The 17334-nt window shown below is 34.8% G+C and carries 17 protein-coding genes; 15 read left to right on the top strand and 2 right to left on the bottom strand.

Features of this window, described 5'->3' with window-relative positions:
* Positions 1 to 219: 219 nt before the first annotated feature.
* The 8 genes from FHL05_RS11160 to holA are packed head-to-tail and all read left to right on the top strand — an operon-like array spanning position 220 to position 7668.
* The gene (locus FHL05_RS11160) at positions 220 to 1398 is read left to right on the top strand and encodes an FtsW/RodA/SpoVE family cell cycle protein (RefSeq protein ID WP_162000291.1); all 1179 of its coding nucleotides are present in this window, start codon (positions 220 to 222) and stop codon (positions 1396 to 1398) included.
* Between the two features lie 4 nt (positions 1399 to 1402).
* Positions 1403 to 1669 (top strand): YlbG family protein, encoded by a 267-nt coding sequence (locus FHL05_RS11155; protein ID WP_153384333.1) that lies wholly within the window; start codon positions 1403 to 1405, stop codon positions 1667 to 1669.
* Positions 1666 to 2217, top strand: a complete 552-nt coding sequence (rsmD, locus tag FHL05_RS11150; RefSeq protein ID WP_153384332.1) for a 16S rRNA (guanine(966)-N(2))-methyltransferase RsmD — start codon at positions 1666 to 1668, stop codon at positions 2215 to 2217. Before FHL05_RS11155 ends, rsmD begins: the two co-directional genes overlap by 4 nt.
* Before the next feature lies 1 nt (position 2218).
* Positions 2219 to 2710 (top strand): pantetheine-phosphate adenylyltransferase, encoded by a 492-nt coding sequence (gene coaD / locus FHL05_RS11145; RefSeq protein ID WP_153384331.1) that lies wholly within the window; start codon positions 2219 to 2221, stop codon positions 2708 to 2710.
* 4 nt (positions 2711 to 2714) lie between these two features.
* A complete protein-coding gene (locus FHL05_RS11140) occupies positions 2715 to 3767 on the top strand; it encodes a SepM family pheromone-processing serine protease (RefSeq protein WP_153522729.1) in 1053 nt (350 codons plus the stop codon).
* 44 nt (positions 3768 to 3811) lie between these two features.
* Positions 3812 to 4426: a helix-hairpin-helix domain-containing protein gene (locus FHL05_RS11135; protein ID WP_153384329.1), complete on the top strand. Its 615-nt coding sequence runs from the start codon at positions 3812 to 3814 to the stop codon at positions 4424 to 4426.
* A gap of 4 nt (positions 4427 to 4430) precedes the next feature.
* Complete coding sequence (locus FHL05_RS11130) at positions 4431 to 6680, top strand: DNA internalization-related competence protein ComEC/Rec2 (RefSeq protein ID WP_153384328.1); 2250 nt, start codon at positions 4431 to 4433, stop codon at positions 6678 to 6680.
* Positions 6655 to 7668, top strand: coding sequence for a DNA polymerase III subunit delta (holA, locus tag FHL05_RS11125; RefSeq protein WP_153384327.1), 1014 nt, complete (start codon positions 6655 to 6657; stop codon positions 7666 to 7668). Before FHL05_RS11130 ends, holA begins: the two co-directional genes overlap by 26 nt.
* 105 nt (positions 7669 to 7773) lie before the next feature.
* Here holA and rpsT read toward each other — a convergent pair whose 3' ends face one another.
* Positions 7774 to 8022, bottom strand: a complete 249-nt coding sequence (gene rpsT, locus FHL05_RS11120; RefSeq protein ID WP_153384326.1) for a 30S ribosomal protein S20 — start codon at positions 8020 to 8022, stop codon at positions 7774 to 7776.
* Between the two features lie 216 nt (positions 8023 to 8238).
* On the opposite strand from rpsT, the gene rpsO reads away from it, so the two are divergent.
* The 7 genes from rpsO (at position 8239) to yihA (ending at position 16273) form a co-directional block, all read left to right on the top strand.
* Positions 8239 to 8508: a 30S ribosomal protein S15 gene (gene rpsO, locus FHL05_RS11115; RefSeq protein WP_153384325.1), complete on the top strand. Its 270-nt coding sequence runs from the start codon at positions 8239 to 8241 to the stop codon at positions 8506 to 8508.
* Between the two features lie 171 nt (positions 8509 to 8679).
* Entirely contained in the window at positions 8680 to 10377 is a 1698-nt protein-coding gene (locus tag FHL05_RS11110; RefSeq protein ID WP_153384324.1) for a ribonuclease J, read from the top strand.
* A 37-nt stretch (positions 10378 to 10414) separates the two neighbouring features.
* Positions 10415 to 11362 carry a tetratricopeptide repeat protein gene (locus FHL05_RS11105; protein ID WP_153384323.1) on the top strand — a complete coding sequence of 316 codons (948 nt, stop codon included), beginning with the start codon at positions 10415 to 10417 and terminating at the stop codon, positions 11360 to 11362.
* 205 nt (positions 11363 to 11567) lie between these two features.
* Complete coding sequence (gene tuf / locus FHL05_RS11100) at positions 11568 to 12758, top strand: elongation factor Tu (RefSeq protein ID WP_153384322.1); 1191 nt, start codon at positions 11568 to 11570, stop codon at positions 12756 to 12758.
* Positions 12759 to 12969: 211 nt separating this feature from the next.
* On the top strand, positions 12970 to 14256 hold the full coding sequence (gene tig / locus FHL05_RS11095; protein WP_153384321.1) for a trigger factor: 1287 nt from the start codon (positions 12970 to 12972) through the stop codon (positions 14254 to 14256).
* A gap of 136 nt (positions 14257 to 14392) precedes the next feature.
* Positions 14393 to 15640, top strand: a complete 1248-nt coding sequence (clpX, locus tag FHL05_RS11090; RefSeq protein WP_153384320.1) for an ATP-dependent Clp protease ATP-binding subunit ClpX — start codon at positions 14393 to 14395, stop codon at positions 15638 to 15640.
* Positions 15641 to 15688: 48 nt separating this feature from the next.
* Positions 15689 to 16273 (top strand): ribosome biogenesis GTP-binding protein YihA/YsxC, encoded by a 585-nt coding sequence (gene yihA, locus FHL05_RS11085; protein ID WP_153384319.1) that lies wholly within the window; start codon positions 15689 to 15691, stop codon positions 16271 to 16273.
* Between the two features lie 79 nt (positions 16274 to 16352).
* Here yihA and FHL05_RS11080 read toward each other — a convergent pair whose 3' ends face one another.
* On the bottom strand, positions 16353 to 16928 hold the full coding sequence (locus FHL05_RS11080; protein ID WP_338025953.1) for a histidine phosphatase family protein: 576 nt from the start codon (positions 16926 to 16928) through the stop codon (positions 16353 to 16355).
* Positions 16929 to 17334 lie beyond the last annotated feature (406 nt).

The raw sequence follows: 17334 nt of genomic DNA, 5'->3' as shown, positions 1-17334 counted from the left end.
TCACTCCTGTTTGATTTGGTTTGGTTGCTTAAATCTTAACACGAGAACAGTGATGTTCTTTTTTTATCTAAAAGAGAATAAAAAACTGGCGTTGATTTATTCATCAACACCAGAAAGTTTAGAACCATTTAAATAAAGGGTTAGGGGCATTTGCTCCTAGCCTTTTTTTCTTGATTTATTTGGTGGTATAATCTTAATATCAGATTTTAGGAGTATAACGTGAAAAAATTAAGGAAAATTGACTTATGGATCGTCATTCCATACATCCTGCTCTTAGGTATTGGAGTCGTTATGGTTTATTCTGCCAGTTTTTATAATGCCTTAGTTGTAGGTGGTAAAACTAATCAGTATCTGATTAAACAAGCAATCTATGCCGTCATGGGAGCATTTCTTTGTTTGGTGACTTTTATGCTCAAAGAGAAGATTTTGAAGAATCAAAGAATTTTGAGCTTTATTATGTTGGTAACTGTTGGTTCGCTCCTCTATCTTTTAATTAGAGCATTGTTGGTTCCTAGTAGTAGGGTCAACGGTGCTTCTGCGTGGATTAATTTGGGAATTATTAATTTTCAACCCTTGGAGTTGGCTAAGTTATTTTTAATTATGTTTTTGGCCTTGTTTTTGACCAATAAGAAGAATCGGTTGTCGCAAAAAAAAGGTTGGCGTGAAGTTCTTAAAGAAGTTTTTCAACCAATGCTGATTGTCGCTTCGATAATTATTATGGTTCTTTTCCAACCCGATGTTGGTGGGGCGTTGATTCTCTCTTTGATTACATTGGTCATCGTTGCATCTTCTACGATTCCAGGGAAATTAATTGCGGAATTGAGTGGCTTTTTAACTTTTATTTTTGTGGGCATGATAGTCTTTATTACTAAATTTCCGCCAGCCTTTATTAAGGGAAGCTATGGCTATCAACGATTTTTAGCCATGCAACATCCATTTCTTTTGGAACAAAAAGCCGGTGCGCAGTTGGTGAATTCATTTTACGCCATCAGTAACGGTGGAGTCTTTGGGGTTGGTTTAGGTAATAGTATTCAAAAAAGAGGCTACTTACCTGAGCCTCATACTGACTTTATTTTATCGATTATCAGTGAAGAATTAGGTTTAGTAGGAGTAACCTTTATTTTAGGACTTTTATTTATAATTATTTTTCGAATGATCTCCTTAGGATTTCGTTCTAGGAAAACTTATAACTCTTTGGTTTATTATGGAATTGCAACAATGATTTTATCGCAATTAGTTTTAAATGTTGGAGGATTGCTTGGTGTAATTCCTTTAACAGGTGTTACGTTGCCCTTTATTAGTTATGGTGGTTCTAGTTTATTGATTTTATCAATTGCTTTAGGAATCGTTTTAAATCTTGAGGCAACGACTAAATTTGAGAAAATGAAAAAAGGATGATTTTATGTACAAAAAAGTGGAGCGTCAGGCATTGTATGTCTGGATCTACTCTTTGAAATGGAGAAAAAAGCTGCAACGTTATGGAACGATTTATTATACTTCTCCAAAAATGAAATACGTAATGTTATATGTTAACTCCAGTAAAGCTGCGGAAGTAAAAAAAGAATTAACAGCAAAAAAGTATGTTAAACGTGTCGCTTTAGCTCATCGCAAAGAATTGGATGAACACTATGTTTTAAAAACTAATGATAATAAAGAGGATTCAGAATGAAAGTTGTTTCAGGTAAATTTCGAGGTTTAAATTTAAAAGCGGTGCCGACTAACAATACTCGACCAACATCAGCTAAAGTAAAGGAAGCTGTTTTTAGCATGATTTCACCATATTTGAATGGTGGGGTCGCCTTAGACTTATTTGCGGGAACTGGTAGTCTTGGTATTGAAGCTGTCTCAAGAGGTTATCAGCAAGCTTATTTGGTAGATAAAGCCTATAAAGCAATCAATACGATTAAAGAAAATGTTGAGAAAACTCATGAGGAAGATAGCTTTGTAGTTTTGAAATCTTCAGCAACAGATGCATTAGAAAATTTTGCAAAAAATCAACAAAAATTTGATTTAGTTTTTTTAGATCCTCCATATAGGATGAAAGTAACAGAACAAATTATTAAAGATATGGTTGAATCAGACTTATTGAATCCAGAGGCAATCATCGTTGATGAGACTGATTACGATATTGATTTGAGTGATTTTTCTCGTATCGAATTATTAAAGGAAAAGAAATATAAAGATACCAAAGTAGCAGTATATCAGTTTGGAGGATAAAATGTCGCAAAAGATTGGACTCTATGCGGGTAGTTTTGACCCCGTGACTAATGGTCATATAGATATTATTCGTCGTGCAGCAAAATTATTTGATAAATTATACGTTGTACCGATGACGAATACTTCTAAAAATTATTTATTCTCATATGAGGAAAAAAAGAAATTCATCGAAGATGCCTTAGGCGATATAAAAAACATTGTTGTGATGGATGGTAAGGATGAATTAGCTACGAAATTTGCGGCTGAGGTCGGTGCACAATTTATGGTACGCTCGATGCGTAATCCGGACGATTTCGGATATGAATCTGGAGTTGCTTCCATTAATCGTGTTCTCGATAAAAAAATCGATACGGTTTTTCTGTTAGCAAATGATAGGTATGCTACGATATCATCATCAATGATGAAAGAAGTAGCAAAGTTTGGTGGGGATATCTCAGAATTTGTTCCTCCTGAAGTTGCAAAAGCATTGATAGATAAGTTGAGGAAGGAATAATATTTTGAAATTCAACAAAACTAGAAATAAGGTCTTTGGCGCCCTTTTTATTATTATTGTCGTAATGGCATTTTTTACTTTGCCAACTGGTTATTATTTGGAAGTTCCTGGTACTGCTGAAGATACTTCTCAGTTTGTTAAGGTTGATGGAAAGCATGATAAGAAAAAGGGTAATTTGCTTTTGACGACCGTTGGAATTGTGAGTGGAACGCCATATACGCTTCTAAAATCTTTAGGTAATAATTTTGAAACGATTTATTCGCAACAAGACTTGATGGGCGATGAAAGTAGCGAAGACTATTTCAAAGTCCAAAGTTACTATATGAAATCGGCAACTAATAGTGCCATTCAAGCAGCATATTCAAAAGCTGATAAACCATTCACTAAGAAATACTTAGGCGTTTATGTAATGGATGTAATGGCTAATTCCCAATTTAACAAGAAATTACAAGTTGGAGATACGATTACATCGATCAATGGTTATCATTTCAATAATGCCGATCAGTTTATCAAATATGTTAAGAAACAAAAGAAAAACGCTAAAGTGAAAATCCAATTCACACGTGATGGCAAGAAGATGACTGCAAGTGGTGGTTTGGTCAAATTAGCTGATACTAAGCGCTTTGGCTTAGGAATTACTTTGACTGACAACACTGAAGCAAAGGGAAATCCTCCTACTAAGATAAACGCTGGTAATATCGGTGGACCATCAGCGGGATTGATGTTTACTTTGCAAGTTTATTCTCAGATTACCAATAAGAATTTGAAAGCCGGTAGAACGATTGCTGGTACAGGTACGATTTCTCCAGATGGAACAGTTGGACCAATTGGTGGGATTGAGAAGAAAGTTTATGCCGCTTCAGAAGAGGGAGCTACAATTTTCTTTGCACCAAATGATCCAGTTACTAAAGAGATTAAAAAATATGAACCTGGATACGTAAATAATTATCATTTAGCTTTACGAGCAGCTAAAAAAATTCATACAAAGATGAAAATTGTTCCAGTTAAAAACTTGAATGATGCCATTAATTATCTTGAAAAGACACAGTCTAAATAGGGCTGTGTTTTTTTTTTACGTATTTTGGATATGAGGTGGTAAAAATGGAAGAAGTATTCAGTCATATCAAACAAAATATTATCGTGATAGCAATGATTTTAGTAATGAGTATATTCGGTTCATTATATTTTTGGACTCATAAGACTAAGCCAGTTCAAAATGAAATCAAAACTGAAGTTGTTACTAAAGATAAAGAAGCTCCTGAAAAAAAGCAAAAAATCAATAACGATATTTTTGTGGTTGATATTCAAGGCGCAGTTAAAAATTCAGGAGTTTATCGAGTTAAAAAAGGAACTATCGTTCAAGATATTTTGCAAATGGCTGGTGGCGTGATGGCAAATGCTGATGTTAAGCAAATAAATCGTGCTCAAAAAGTCACTGACCAGATGCAAATTTACGTTCCTTATACTGGAGAGACACAGGTATCACCCCAAAATTCAGCAAATAAGGGCAGTGGTGGAGGACAAAAGAAGGTCAATATAAATTCAGCCAAAGCTGACGACTTTAAAGATGTCTCTGGGATTGGACCAAAGAAAGCCGAAAAAATCATCGCTTTTCGAGAAAAGAATGGTAATTTTAAAGATTTGCATGATTTAACTAAGGTTTCGGGAATTGGTGAGAAAAGTTTGGAATCTTTGAAAGATCAATTGACGGTTTGAGTAAATGAAAGATTTTTGGATTTTTCCAGGGATTGTGGCAATTTTAATAACGACAGTTTATTTTCAAGGCTATATTTTTTTGGTTTTACTCGCTTTAATGATTTGGCGAATTTTAATTCTTAAAAATAAAAAATTGAATCTTTTAGTATTTATAGTAGGAATAATCTTTTTAGGTCGTTGTTTTTTTATTCAACAACAACACGTCATAACTGAGGGTATTGAATCAGGAGTCATTTTTCCAGATACTTTGACGGTTAATGGCGATAGTCTTAGTGGCGAATTACAGGGTGAGAAAAATAATTTTCGTTTTAATTATCGGATAAAGAGTCAAACGGACCAAAATTTTTGGAAGCAACTTGATTATCCTGTGAAAGTAGAAATAAAAAATGGTCAAATTCAAGAAATAACCCCTCCCAGGAATATTGGCGAATTCGATTATCAAAAATATTTGCAACATAAAGGTATTTTTAAAACTATTAAAATTGAGGAGTTTTCTCAAAAAAGTAGCTATCAATCAAAAACAATCGAAGATAGGATAAATGTTTTACGAATACATATAATCAAATATTTAAGTCAGTTGCCAAAACACTTAAAGATTCACGCTCAAAGCTTATTGGTGGGATATACCGAATCATCTGAAAGAGATTTTTTAAGTATGTTGAGTATTTTAGGGGTTATTCACTTATTTAGTCTTTCAGGTCTGCATGTTTTGATATTGCTAATAATTATAAGAAAGTTAACGTCTTTATTAAGGATACCAGTTGAGTGGGTCGACTCAGCTATGTTAATAGTTTTACCTTGCTATGGGATTTTAGTAGGGTCTAAAAGCGGGATTTGGCGTGCAATCGTCTTTGTGACTGTTGGGATAGTCTGTCAAAAAATGCATTTGTCTTTGAGCAGACTGGATATGTTTGCCGTTGCGTTATTGATTTGTACTTTTGTTTATCCGTTCGCTATTTTAGAAATGGGCGGTCAGTTGAGTTTTTTACTCTCTTTTGCTATTTTTTATCTTTATCAGAAAAGTAATTTCTTAGTACAATTTTTTAAAATGAATTTGGTAAGTTTGCCATTGATTTGTTTTTATACTTATCAATTTAATTGGTTAACGATATTAATGAATGTTATTTTCGTGCCTATTTTTACGTATCTTATTCTACCGATTACGCTGCTCTCCTCTTTAAGCGTTCATTGGAGTATTTGGAAGACTGTCGATAAGTATTTCGACGATTTTTATCGTTTATTGAATCAATTATCGATTGATCAGACTTTTTTATTCATTACAGGGAAAATCTCAGTTTGGTTATTAATTGTTCTAATGATTTTGGCATTATTCTACATTGAAACCAAAACCTTTTTAAATAAGTACTTGAGTCTTTATCTGTTGTTTTTTTGTATCAGTATATTTTTAAATAAGTTTCCTTTATTTGGTTCAGTTAATTTAGTTGATGTTGGTCAGGGTGATTCGATTGTAATAACTACGCCTTTGATTAGGAAGACCTTTTTAATTGACGTCGGTGGAAAACTTGCTTTTCCTAAACCGCAATGGGCAAAGAGCACTAATAGCAATCAAGTTGAAAAAAGTACCATTCCGTTCTTAAAATCTCGTGGCATCAGTAATATCGATCAATTATTTTTAACCCATAAGGATGTCGACCACATCGGCAATTTAGATACGTTGCTGGACAAATTTAAAGTTAAGCAAGTCAATTTTGGAGTGGGGCTAGAGAATAATATCCATATTAGGAGCGCTATTAAGAAATTCCCCAATGTAAAATTTCATAATTTAAAACAAGGAGATGTCTTGAAAGATACGATTGATTGGCAAGTTCTTTGGCCCAAGAAACCTAGTATCGGTGAAAACGGCGATTCGTTGACGTTACTTGCCAAGATGAATAACCGCAATTGGTTGTTTACTGGCGATTTAGATATTGTCGGTGAAAAAGATATTTTATCAAATCATAAGTTTAAAGTTGATTATCTAAAAGTTGGTCATCACGGATCACGGACCTCAACAGGCGATACTTTGTTGAAATCGACTCATCCTAAGATTGGTTTTATTTCTTCAGGTATTAACAATCGTTATGGACATCCTAATAAAGAAACTTTAAAACGTTTGATGCAGCATCAGGTGGATTATTTTAATACGGCCGAATATGGTATGATATCTTGGTATTATTCTTTCTTTACTAATAAAGAGAAGATAACAACTTTTTTAAAGGGTGACGTAGTTGAGAATAACAGATTTAAAAAATAACCTGCAGCAAGGTAAACTGGAAAATGTTTACTTAGTAACTGGTAAAGAAGAAGTCTTTATCAAGGAAATTAAAGCAGGTTTTAAGAGCATTATGAGTCCAGAAGAACGGGAAATGAATTTTGCCAATTTTGATTTAGAGGAAGTCTCTATTGCCGATATGATAAATGAGGCTATTTCTGCACCTTTTTTCGGCGAAAAACGATTAGTCTTTGCGGAACATCCTTATTTTTTGACTGCTGAACGAACTAAAAATGCAATTGAACAAAATGTTGACTTGCTGATCAAGTATATTCAAAATCCCACGCCATCGACCATATTAGTGATTTTTACTTCTTATGATAAATTAGATGCCCGTAAAAAAGTTGTTAAACAATTGAAAAAATTGGCAACGACCGTTAATGCGGGCCAAATGGAAGGTCCAGTTTTAAGTCGAACGGTTCAAAATGATTTGAAACAAGCTGGATATCAAATTGATCCTAATGCTCTAGATTTGTTGATCAATAAAACTAAGAGCAATTACTCTTTGATAACTAATCAATTGAGTAAATTGAAGTTATATTCTTTAAAAACAAAAAAGATTGATAGTGCAGCTGTATCAGAATTAGTTCCTCAATCATTAGAGGACAATGTCTTTGACTTGATGAACGAAATTTTGAAGAAAAATATCTACCAAGCTGAAGAACTCTATCATCAATTTCTTTTACAAAAAATTGATCCAATTCTTTTAACAGCCATTTTGATTTCACAATTACGTTTATTGATTCAAGTAAAAATTCTTACGGAAAAGGGTTTATCAGAAAGCACTATTTCAAAGAACCTTCACTTGCATCCATACCGGGTCAAATTAGCCCATCGTCAAACGAAATCATTAAAAATGAATAATTTACAATTGATGTATACAGATATTGTTAACCTAGATTTTCAAGTAAAGTCTGGGCAGGGCGACAAAGAATTGTTATTTGATCTTTTCTTAGCTAAATTTGCCTAAAGAAAAAGCGAAGTAAATCACCTGATTTCATAAGGAATAGGTCGTTTACTTCGCTTTTTAAAATATTTTAAGGTACAAAAAAAGCAACCTCATGGTTGCTTATCATTAATTCATTTTAGCAAGTCTTGACTTATCACGAGCAGCCTTGTTAGCCTTGATTAGACCTTTTGACTTAGCCATATCAATAGCACGAATTGCTGTTCTGAACATTTCATCTTTGTTGTCAGCATTTTTTTCTGCTGATACTTCAAAGTTCTTAATTGCTGAACGCATTGAACTCTTTTGTGAAGTGTTACGAAGAGTTGCAGCTTCTGCAGTCTTCACACGTTTCATAGCTGATTTAATTTGTGGCATTAATTTCACCTCCGATAACCTATTAAGCTTAAAACTCAATACATAGAATTATACATAATTCAGATTGTCAATGCAATAAATTGTCTGTTTTTTTTATGGTATTGCAATATTCTTTGATTTGTAGTAAATTATATACCTGTGTTAACCATGCTCTGTTTGACGAATCACCAACGCAAGCATAGTTTGGCTAAATATATAAGGAAAAGGTGAATTGAAATGGCTATTTCAAAAGAAAAGAAAAACGAAGTTATCAAAAAATATGCTCGTAAAGATGGAGATACAGGTTCTCCAGAAGTACAAATTGCAGTTTTAACTTATGATATTAACTCATTAAACGACCACTTGAAGGTTAACAAGAAAGACCACCACTCATATGTTGGTTTGCTTAAGAAAATCGGTCACCGTCGTAACTTGTTAGGTTACCTACGTAATAAGGATGTTCAACGTTACCGTGAATTGATTAAGTCATTAGGTCTACGTCGTTAATAATTATTTTAGAGATTCCAGAAATGGAATCTCTTTTTTTCGCTTATTTTTTCTAAATGTTGTTTGATATGGTAAAATAGCAAACAGGTATAGCTTAAATAGTCTTAAAAGACTTAAAAATCACAATAGAATATTATGATCTATGCTATTTTAATGAAATGAGAGATGAAAATGAGCAAAAAAATTAAAATAATTTTGTTAAGTGGCGTACGTGAAAATGGAAAGAATATGTACGCAATAGAAGTAAATGATGAGATTTATATCTTGGATATTGGTTTACAGTATCCTGATAACGATCTTTATGGGATTGATGTAGTTGTTCCTGATATGACATACATCAAGCAAAACATCGACAAGGTAGTAGGAATCTTCCTATCACATGGACATGCTGATGCCATTGGAGCATTGCCTTATTTAATTGGGGACTATGATATTCCAGTGTTTGGTTCTGAAATGACGATTGAATTGGCTAAAATCGTATGTGCCAGTGATCGTCGTAGTAAGAAGTTCTCAGATTTCCATATTATTGACGAAAATACAGCAATCGATTTTGAAGAAGCATCAGTCTCATTCTTCAAAACAACGCATTCAATTCCTGGATCTTTAGGTACAGTAATTAAGACAAGCGAAGGACAAATTGTTTATACTGGAGACTTTAAATTTGACCAAGCCGCAACACCAACTTATAAGACAGATTATGGCCGCATTGCCAAAATTGGTAGTGAAAGAGTTTTAGCCTTATTAAGTGATTCAGCAAATGCCGAATCTCCATATGAAAATTCTAGTGAAAAAGATATTTATGAATATATTTTGGATACATTCAGTTATCACGATGGACGTATAATTGTGGCACAAGTTGCTTCTAATATTCAAAGAATGCAACAAGTACTGGATGCAGCTAATAAGACAGGTCGTCGAGTTTTCTTATCAGGAACAGATGCTGAAAAGATTTTGAAAACAGCTATGAAACTTGGCTATTTGAAGGTTTCTAATAAAGAGCTATTAGTTAAGCCTCGTGAATTAAAAGGAATTGATGAAAGCAAGCTAGTTATCATCGAGACTGGTAAAATGGGCGAACCCGTTCAAGTGCTTCGTAAAATGGCTAATCCAGCCTCTAAGACGAAGTTCCAAATCAAGGAAGGCGATTTGGTCTTTATTGCCACGACTCCTTCACACGCTATGGAAACTACTGTTGCCAAAGCTAGGGATGCAATTTATCGTGCCGGTGCAGAAGTTAAGGCTCTAAGTGATGATAAGCATTCATCTGGCAATGCTAACAAATCTGATTTGCAATTGATGATTAATTTATTGAATCCAGAAAATGTGATTCCAGTTCAAGGCGAGTACCGTTTGTTAGATGCACACGCTAAAATAGCTCATGAAACAGGAGTTCCTTATCAAAATATCTTCCTTACTAAAAAGGGTGATGTCTTGAACTATGAAAATGGTCAATTCTATCAAGGTAAGGGCGTTGATGCTGGCGATACTATGATTGATGGTATTGGTATTGGCGATATCGGTAGCATTGTTTTGCGTGATCGGGAATTATTGGCCGAAGACGGAGTTTTCATTGCAGTAGCTACAATTGACCGTAAAAAGAAGAAAGTCGTTGCTAAGCCTAAAATAACGGCTCGTGGCTTTGTTTATATGCGTGCTAGTCGTGACTTATTAAATGAAAGTTCAGATATCATTGTTAAGACCATCGTCGATTACATGCAAAATAGTAAAGATTTCGATTGGTCGGATCTCAAACAAGGAGTACGTGATAAGTTAAATCATTTCTTGTATGAACAAACTAATAGACACCCAGTTATTTTGCCAGTAATCATGGAAGTTAATCAAAACAGACACAGAAAAGCAAAGAAGTAGAATGATTTAATCTATTCAGATATTGTTGAGGTATTTTATGGACGATTCAAATAATCTAAAAAAAATCATTGACCAAGCCGATGAAGCTTTTGATAAAGGCAATTGGATTGAGTCAGCTGATTTATATACTCAGGCATATTCAATGCAGCAGTCATTTTCTATCAATAAAGGGCTTGCTGCTTCTTTGTTGAATCAAAAAAGACCGGGCGATGCTGAAGCAGTGATATTAGATTATTTTAATTATTACCTTAGCGAACCGGATACTGCTGAATTGGCTTTAGACATTGTCTTAGAAAACAATGATTTTTTGTTAGCCAATCAAATGTTGAATTTTTATGATTCAAATACCTTGTCAAATATTAAGCCAGAGTTTTTGGCAGACGTTACTAAAAGAATCAGAGTGGCAGAAGATAGACATGAGAGATCATTTAAGCCTGAAAAAGAAAAGGTAACGCAACGATTGTTGTCGATCGTTACAGAGTCAACTTCTCAACAAATTCAATTATTAAGAAAATTGCGCCAATTTAATCGAAAAGATTATATTGAGAGTGCCAAGATTTTATTGGAGAATCCCTTGCTGCATCCACTTTTAAAGAGTGAAGCATTGGAGAATTTATTAAAATTAGGTCTTGATGAAAATGTTGATATTTCTTTTTATGGAAAAAATAAAACTTGCAATCCAAGCAAGTTAATGCCTATTATGTCAACTGATGTCTATTTGAAAATGTGTGACGAATTAGAAAAATTATTGACCGATGAAAATGATGCACAAATGGAAAATTTCAAAGGTGAGCTTTCATTGTATTCGGCTTTCGTATACCCATTCGGTGATGAAATAATAACGAAGCCAACCCTCTGGACAAAAGCAATGCTTTTAAGGTATGGTTTAGTTGATGATTCACAGATAAGTGATAATCAAGGGTTAGACAACGTAAAAACTTGGTTAAAAAGGTTCGATGAACTGATAAATACCTTTCAAGAGTGAAAAAATTAAACTTTTTTTGCTCTTAGTATTTACAATTTCGTTTACGCCCCGTATAATCCAAAGAGTATATTTTTAGTCGGTGATTTGCGTTGAATTACTTTGCTTTCACCTCTGAAAGTAGTATAATTTTTCAGTAAAGAGTCGTCTAAAGAACATTTTCTTTGGATCAATCTTATGAAATGAAATTTTAGGAGGATTCTTTGTAATGGCAGAAAAAGAACATTATGAGAGAACTAAGCCCCATGTAAATATTGGGACAATTGGTCACGTTGACCACGGTAAGACTACTTTGACAGCAGCAATCACTAAGATTTTGAGTGAAAAAGGTTTAGCTAAGGCTGAAGATTATGCTGATATCGATAAGGCCCCAGAAGAAAAGGAACGTGGGATTACTATCAACACTGCTCACGTTGAATACGAAACTGAAAAGCGTCACTATGCACATATCGATGCTCCAGGACACGCTGATTACGTTAAGAATATGATCACTGGTGCTGCACAAATGGATGGTGCCATCCTTGTTGTTGCTGCTACTGATGGTCCTATGCCACAAACTCGTGAACACATCTTGCTTGCTAGACAAGTTGGTGTTGAATACATCGTTGTCTTCTTGAACAAGACTGACCTTGTTGATGACCCAGAACTAGTTGACCTAGTTGAGATGGAAGTTCGTGAACTATTATCAGAATACGATTTCCCAGGGGATGACATTCCTGTTGTCCGTGGTTCAGCTTTGAAGGCTCTTGAAGGAGACCCTGAAGAAGTTAAACATGTTGAAGAACTTCTTGATGTTGTTGATGAATACATCCCAACACCAGAACGTGATAACACAAAGCCATTCTTACTACCTGTTGAAGATGTCTTCACTATCACTGGTCGTGGTACTGTTGCATCAGGTCGTATCGATCGTGGTGAAGTTAAGATTGGTGACGAAGTTGAAATTGTTGGTTTGAAGCCAGAAATTCTTAAGTCAACTGTTACTGGTTTAGAAATGTTCCGTAAGACATTGGATCTTGGTGAAGCCGGAGATAACGTTGGTATTTTACTACGTGGTATTAACCGTGATCAAATCGAACGTGGACAAGTTCTTGCTAAGCCAGGTTCAATCAAGACTCACAACAAGTTCAAGGGTGAAGTTTATATCATGAGTAAAGAAGAAGGTGGACGTCATACTCCATTCTTCTCAAACTACCGTCCACAATTCTACTTCCACACAACTGATGTTACTGGTGTTATTGAACTACCAGATGGTGTAGAAATGGTTATGCCTGGTGACCAAGTTACTTTCGAAGTTGACTTGATTGCTCCAGTTGCTATTGAAAATGGTACAAGATTTACTGTTCGTGAAGGTGGCCGTACTGTTGGTGCCGGAGTTGTTACAGAAATCTTAGACTAATTTCTAAGTGGTAATGATAATTTTAAAAAAGAGTTGGGTAATCCAGCTCTTTTTTTTATGCTTAAATATTCAAAAATAGCATAAAGTATTTTATAATAGACAAATGATGTTTTAAAATTAGTTAGAAATCACGTCTAATGTTTACAATATTGCCTTTTTAGGGTAATATTACAAAGTATGAGATCGTTGAAATACCGGAGGGATAATATAAATGTCTGCTAAGGCTAAATTTACAAAAAAAGAAAATAATACTGGTGAACTTAAGTTCGAAATTGACCAAGATACTATCAAGAGTGGCTTAGATACTGCTTTTAATCGTGTTAAGAAGAGCTTGAATGTTCCTGGTTTTAGAAAAGGTAGAGTACCTCGTCAAATCTTTAACCGTATGTACGGCGAAGAAGCATTGTACGAAGACGCTCTAAATGCAGTTCTACCAAATGCATACCAAAACGCTGTCGACGAAACAAAGGTTGAACCAGTTGATCAACCACAAATCAATGTTGAATCAATGGAAAAGGGCAAACCTTGGGCTATTACAGCAACAATTACTGTTAAACCTGACGTTGAACTTGGCGATTACAAAGGTATCGAAGTTAAGAAACAAAAACGTAATGTTATGAAGGCTGATGTTGAAAAGCGTCTTGAAGATCTTCAAAAACAACAAGCTGAACTTGTTCTTAAAGATGGTAAGGCTGAAAAGGGCGACACAGTTGTAATCGACTATGTTGGTACTGTTGATGGAAAAGAATTCGATGGTGGCAGTGCTCAAAACTACTCACTAGAATTAGGTTCAGGTACATTCATTCCTGGATTCGAAGATGAATTGATCGGTCACTCAGCTGGTGAAGATATTGACGTTAACGTTACTTTCCCAGAGGATTACCAAGCAAAAGATTTAGCTGGTAAAAAGGCTATTTTCAAGACAAAGCTTCACGAAGTTAAAACAAAGGAATTACCTAAGTTAGATGACGACTTTGCTAAAGACGTTGATGAAGATGTCGACACACTTGAACAATTGAAGACAAAGCTTCATGATGAAATCAAGGATCAAAAGAAAGAAACTGCTGAAGAAAATATCCAAGAAGAAGCAATTTCTGGTGCAGTTAAGAATGCTAAGATTGACTCAATTCCTCAAGCAATGATTGATACAGAAGTTGATAACCAATTGAACCAATACCTAGCAAACTTACGTCGTCAAGGTATCGATCCTAAGTTGTATTACCAAATGACTGGTACAAACGAAGATAGTTTGAAGAAACAATTTGCTAAGGATGCTGAAGAACGTGTTAAGACTGACTTAGTTATCGAAGCAATTGTTGCTAAGGAAAATATCAAACCATCAGAAGACGAAATTAAAGCTGAAATCAAGTCACTTGCTGACGAATACAAGATGGAAGAAAAAGCAGTTAGAAATGCACTTTCAGATGATATGTTAGCTCATGATATTGGTGCTAAGAAGGCAATCGAATTGATTGTTGACTCATCAGTTGAAAAATAATTGAATCTTTAACTAAAATCTAGGAAGCCATTGGGCTTCCTTTTTTTATAAATTGAGTTGAAACTAAATACTTTACTCTTATTTATTACCATGCTAGACTTTCAAACTATTGGAACTATTGAAGGAGAAATTATACATGTTTGATAGTACAGAAAATACTGGCACTATTAGTTGCTCGTTTTGTGGTAAGACACAAGATCAAGTAAAGAAGATAGTTGCTGGACCCGGTGTTTATATTTGTAATGAATGTATTGATTTATGCAAAGAAATCATCGATGAGGAGTTAAACGAAGATACACCATTAGATCTTGACAATATTCCTACACCTATAGAAATTAAAAAGATCTTGGACGATTATGTAATTGGACAGGATGCTGCTAAGCGTGCTTTGTCAGTTGCTGTGTATAATCACTATAAGCGAATCAACAAAATGGAACATCTTAAAGACGGCGAAGTTGAGTTGCAAAAGAGTAATATTGCCTTGATTGGACCTACTGGTTCAGGTAAGACTTTCTTAGCTCAAACTTTAGCTCGTATTTTGAAAGTTCCATTTGCCATTGCTGATGCAACTACATTGACAGAAGCTGGTTATGTAGGTGAGGATGTTGAAAATATTCTCTTGAAACTCTTGCAAAATGCTGATTTCGATGTCGATAAGGCTGAACACGGTATTGTTTACATTGATGAAATCGATAAGATTGCCAAGAAGAGTGAAAATGTTTCGATTACTCGTGATGTTTCAGGTGAAGGTGTTCAACAAGCCCTTTTGAAGATTCTTGAAGGAACAATTGCTAGTGTGCCACCACAAGGTGGAAGAAAGCATCCTCAACAAGAATTGATTCAAATCGATACGACTAACATTCTTTTCATTGTTGGTGGTGCTTTTGATGGAATCGAACAAATTGTAAAGAACCGTTTAGGCGATAAGACAATTGGTTTTGGTGCTGAGCAAAAAGCTACTGTAGCCGAAGAAAAGAGTTTGATGCAACAAATCATTCCTGAGGATTTGATGAAGTTTGGTATCATCCCTGAATTTATTGGTCGTATTCCTATCGTTACAGCGCTTGAGAAATTGACTGAGAGTGACTTAGTCGATATTCTTACAAAGCCTAAGAATGCCCTAATTAAGCAATATGTTGAATTATTAGGACTCGATGGAGTTAAATTGACCTTCACCGATGGTGCACTCAAGGAAATTGCGAAGATGTCGATTGAACGTAACACAGGTGCTCGTGGTTTGAGATCAATCGTTGAAGAGACAATGCAAAATACTATGTTTACTATTCCTGGTCGCGATGATGTTGAGGGCGTTAAAGTTACTAAGGATGCTGTAAGAAAAGTTAAAGAACCAGAAATTATTCTTAAAAATGGAGAGGTTGCCTAATTGGCAGCCTTTTTTTTCTATGGTAAAATTACTTAATTGAGGTGAATTATGCAAGTAAATAATGTGTCGATGAACTTAAGTGCTGTCAGTTCTAAACAGTATCCTGACGAAGGCTATCCTGAAATTGCCCTTTTAGGACGTTCAAACGTTGGGAAATCATCGTTGATAAATACTTTGATTAATCGTAAGGCTTTTGCCAGAACTTCTAGTACGCCTGGAAAAACGCAAACTTTAAACTTTTACAATATTGAAGATCAGCTATATTTAGTTGATGTTCCAGGATATGGTTTTGCAAAAGTTTCTAAAAAACAACGTGAAGAATTTGGCGTTATGATTGAAGAATATTTAACGACGCGTAAAGTCTTAAAGGGCGTTGTTATTTTGGTCGATGGTCGTCATGATCCTAGTGATGATGATATATCTATGTATCAATATGTCAGTTATTATCATATCCCGACATTGATCGTGGCTACGAAGATGGACAAGGTCAAAGGCAATCAATGGAACAAAACCATCAGTCGAGTTCAAAAGACTATGGGTATCAACCAAACCGATACTTTACAGCTATTTAGTGCTGAAACTAAAAAAGGCAAGGATGAAGTTTGGGATTGGATTGAATCACATATAATTTGATTTTGGATTGAATTTTATATTGAATGAAAAATAGTTCTAGCAATCACGATATTTTGATTGCTAGAACTATTTAGTTTGGTCAGAAGTTGATAATTTTTTCCAAAGTGAATTTATTGTTTTCAAAAGAATATTTTAAAATACTGCAATTAGAAAAGCCACTGTCAATAATTTTGTTAGGGTCAGTCCAAAGCGACGAAAAGAGCATGATGGAACCAGCATGACTGACGACCAAAGTGTTTTGTCCGGATTCATTCATAAGATTTGTAATGGTATCGTTAACACGAGCCTGTGCTTCCCAACTGGCTTCGCCACCATATTGAACAAAGAAATCACCATATTGTTTTCTTGGATCGCTAATTTTAGGATTGAGATATTCATGTTCGCCTTCAAATTTTCCAAAGGACATCTCTCTTAAGCCTTTGAGACGTTTGTAAGGCATTTTAGTGACAAGTTCCAAGGTATCGCTAGAACGTTCGGCAGTGGAGCAAAATGCACGATCAAAGGTGATTTGGTGACTTTTAAAGTATTCTCCAGCTATTTTTGATTGCTTGATGCCGGTTTGTGTTAAAGGCGAGTCGCACCAGCCTTGAATTTTTTTTAAAATATTGAAGAGTGTCTGACCATGACGCATCAAATAGAGTGTTTTTTTCATAATATTCCCCCTCAAAAAAACAACTTCATTATACAATAATTAAAGAGGATACTTAAAAAATGCTTGAAAAAAAATCGCGTGCTGTGTATCATCATACTTATAATACGTTTTAGTAATTAATAGTAGTAGCTCATTTCAGTGAACAGAGAATTGGCGGTCGGTGCAAGCCAAGCAGGATGAGTTATCAAATACTTAACTAAAATGACGTTTCCGACGTTACAGGAGTAAAGAGCAAGTTTTTAACTTGAATTTGGGTGGTACCGCGCAAAGAGCGTCCCTGCATTTATTGGCTGTACGATAAATAAAGTTGATAGGTATTTTGCCATCAACTTTATTTTTGTATACCATTTATTAGTAATAACCATTTAAGAACACCAAAAAAGGACACCATTCATGCCCTTTAGATGTT

Origin of the sequence: Companilactobacillus halodurans, assembly GCF_009600995.1 — a bacterium.
In the GTDB taxonomy this organism is placed as follows: Bacteria; Bacillota; Bacilli; order Lactobacillales; family Lactobacillaceae; genus Companilactobacillus; species Companilactobacillus halodurans.
Note: the sequence above shows the minus strand (reverse complement) of the source record. Positions and strands in the feature narration are given on the sequence as shown.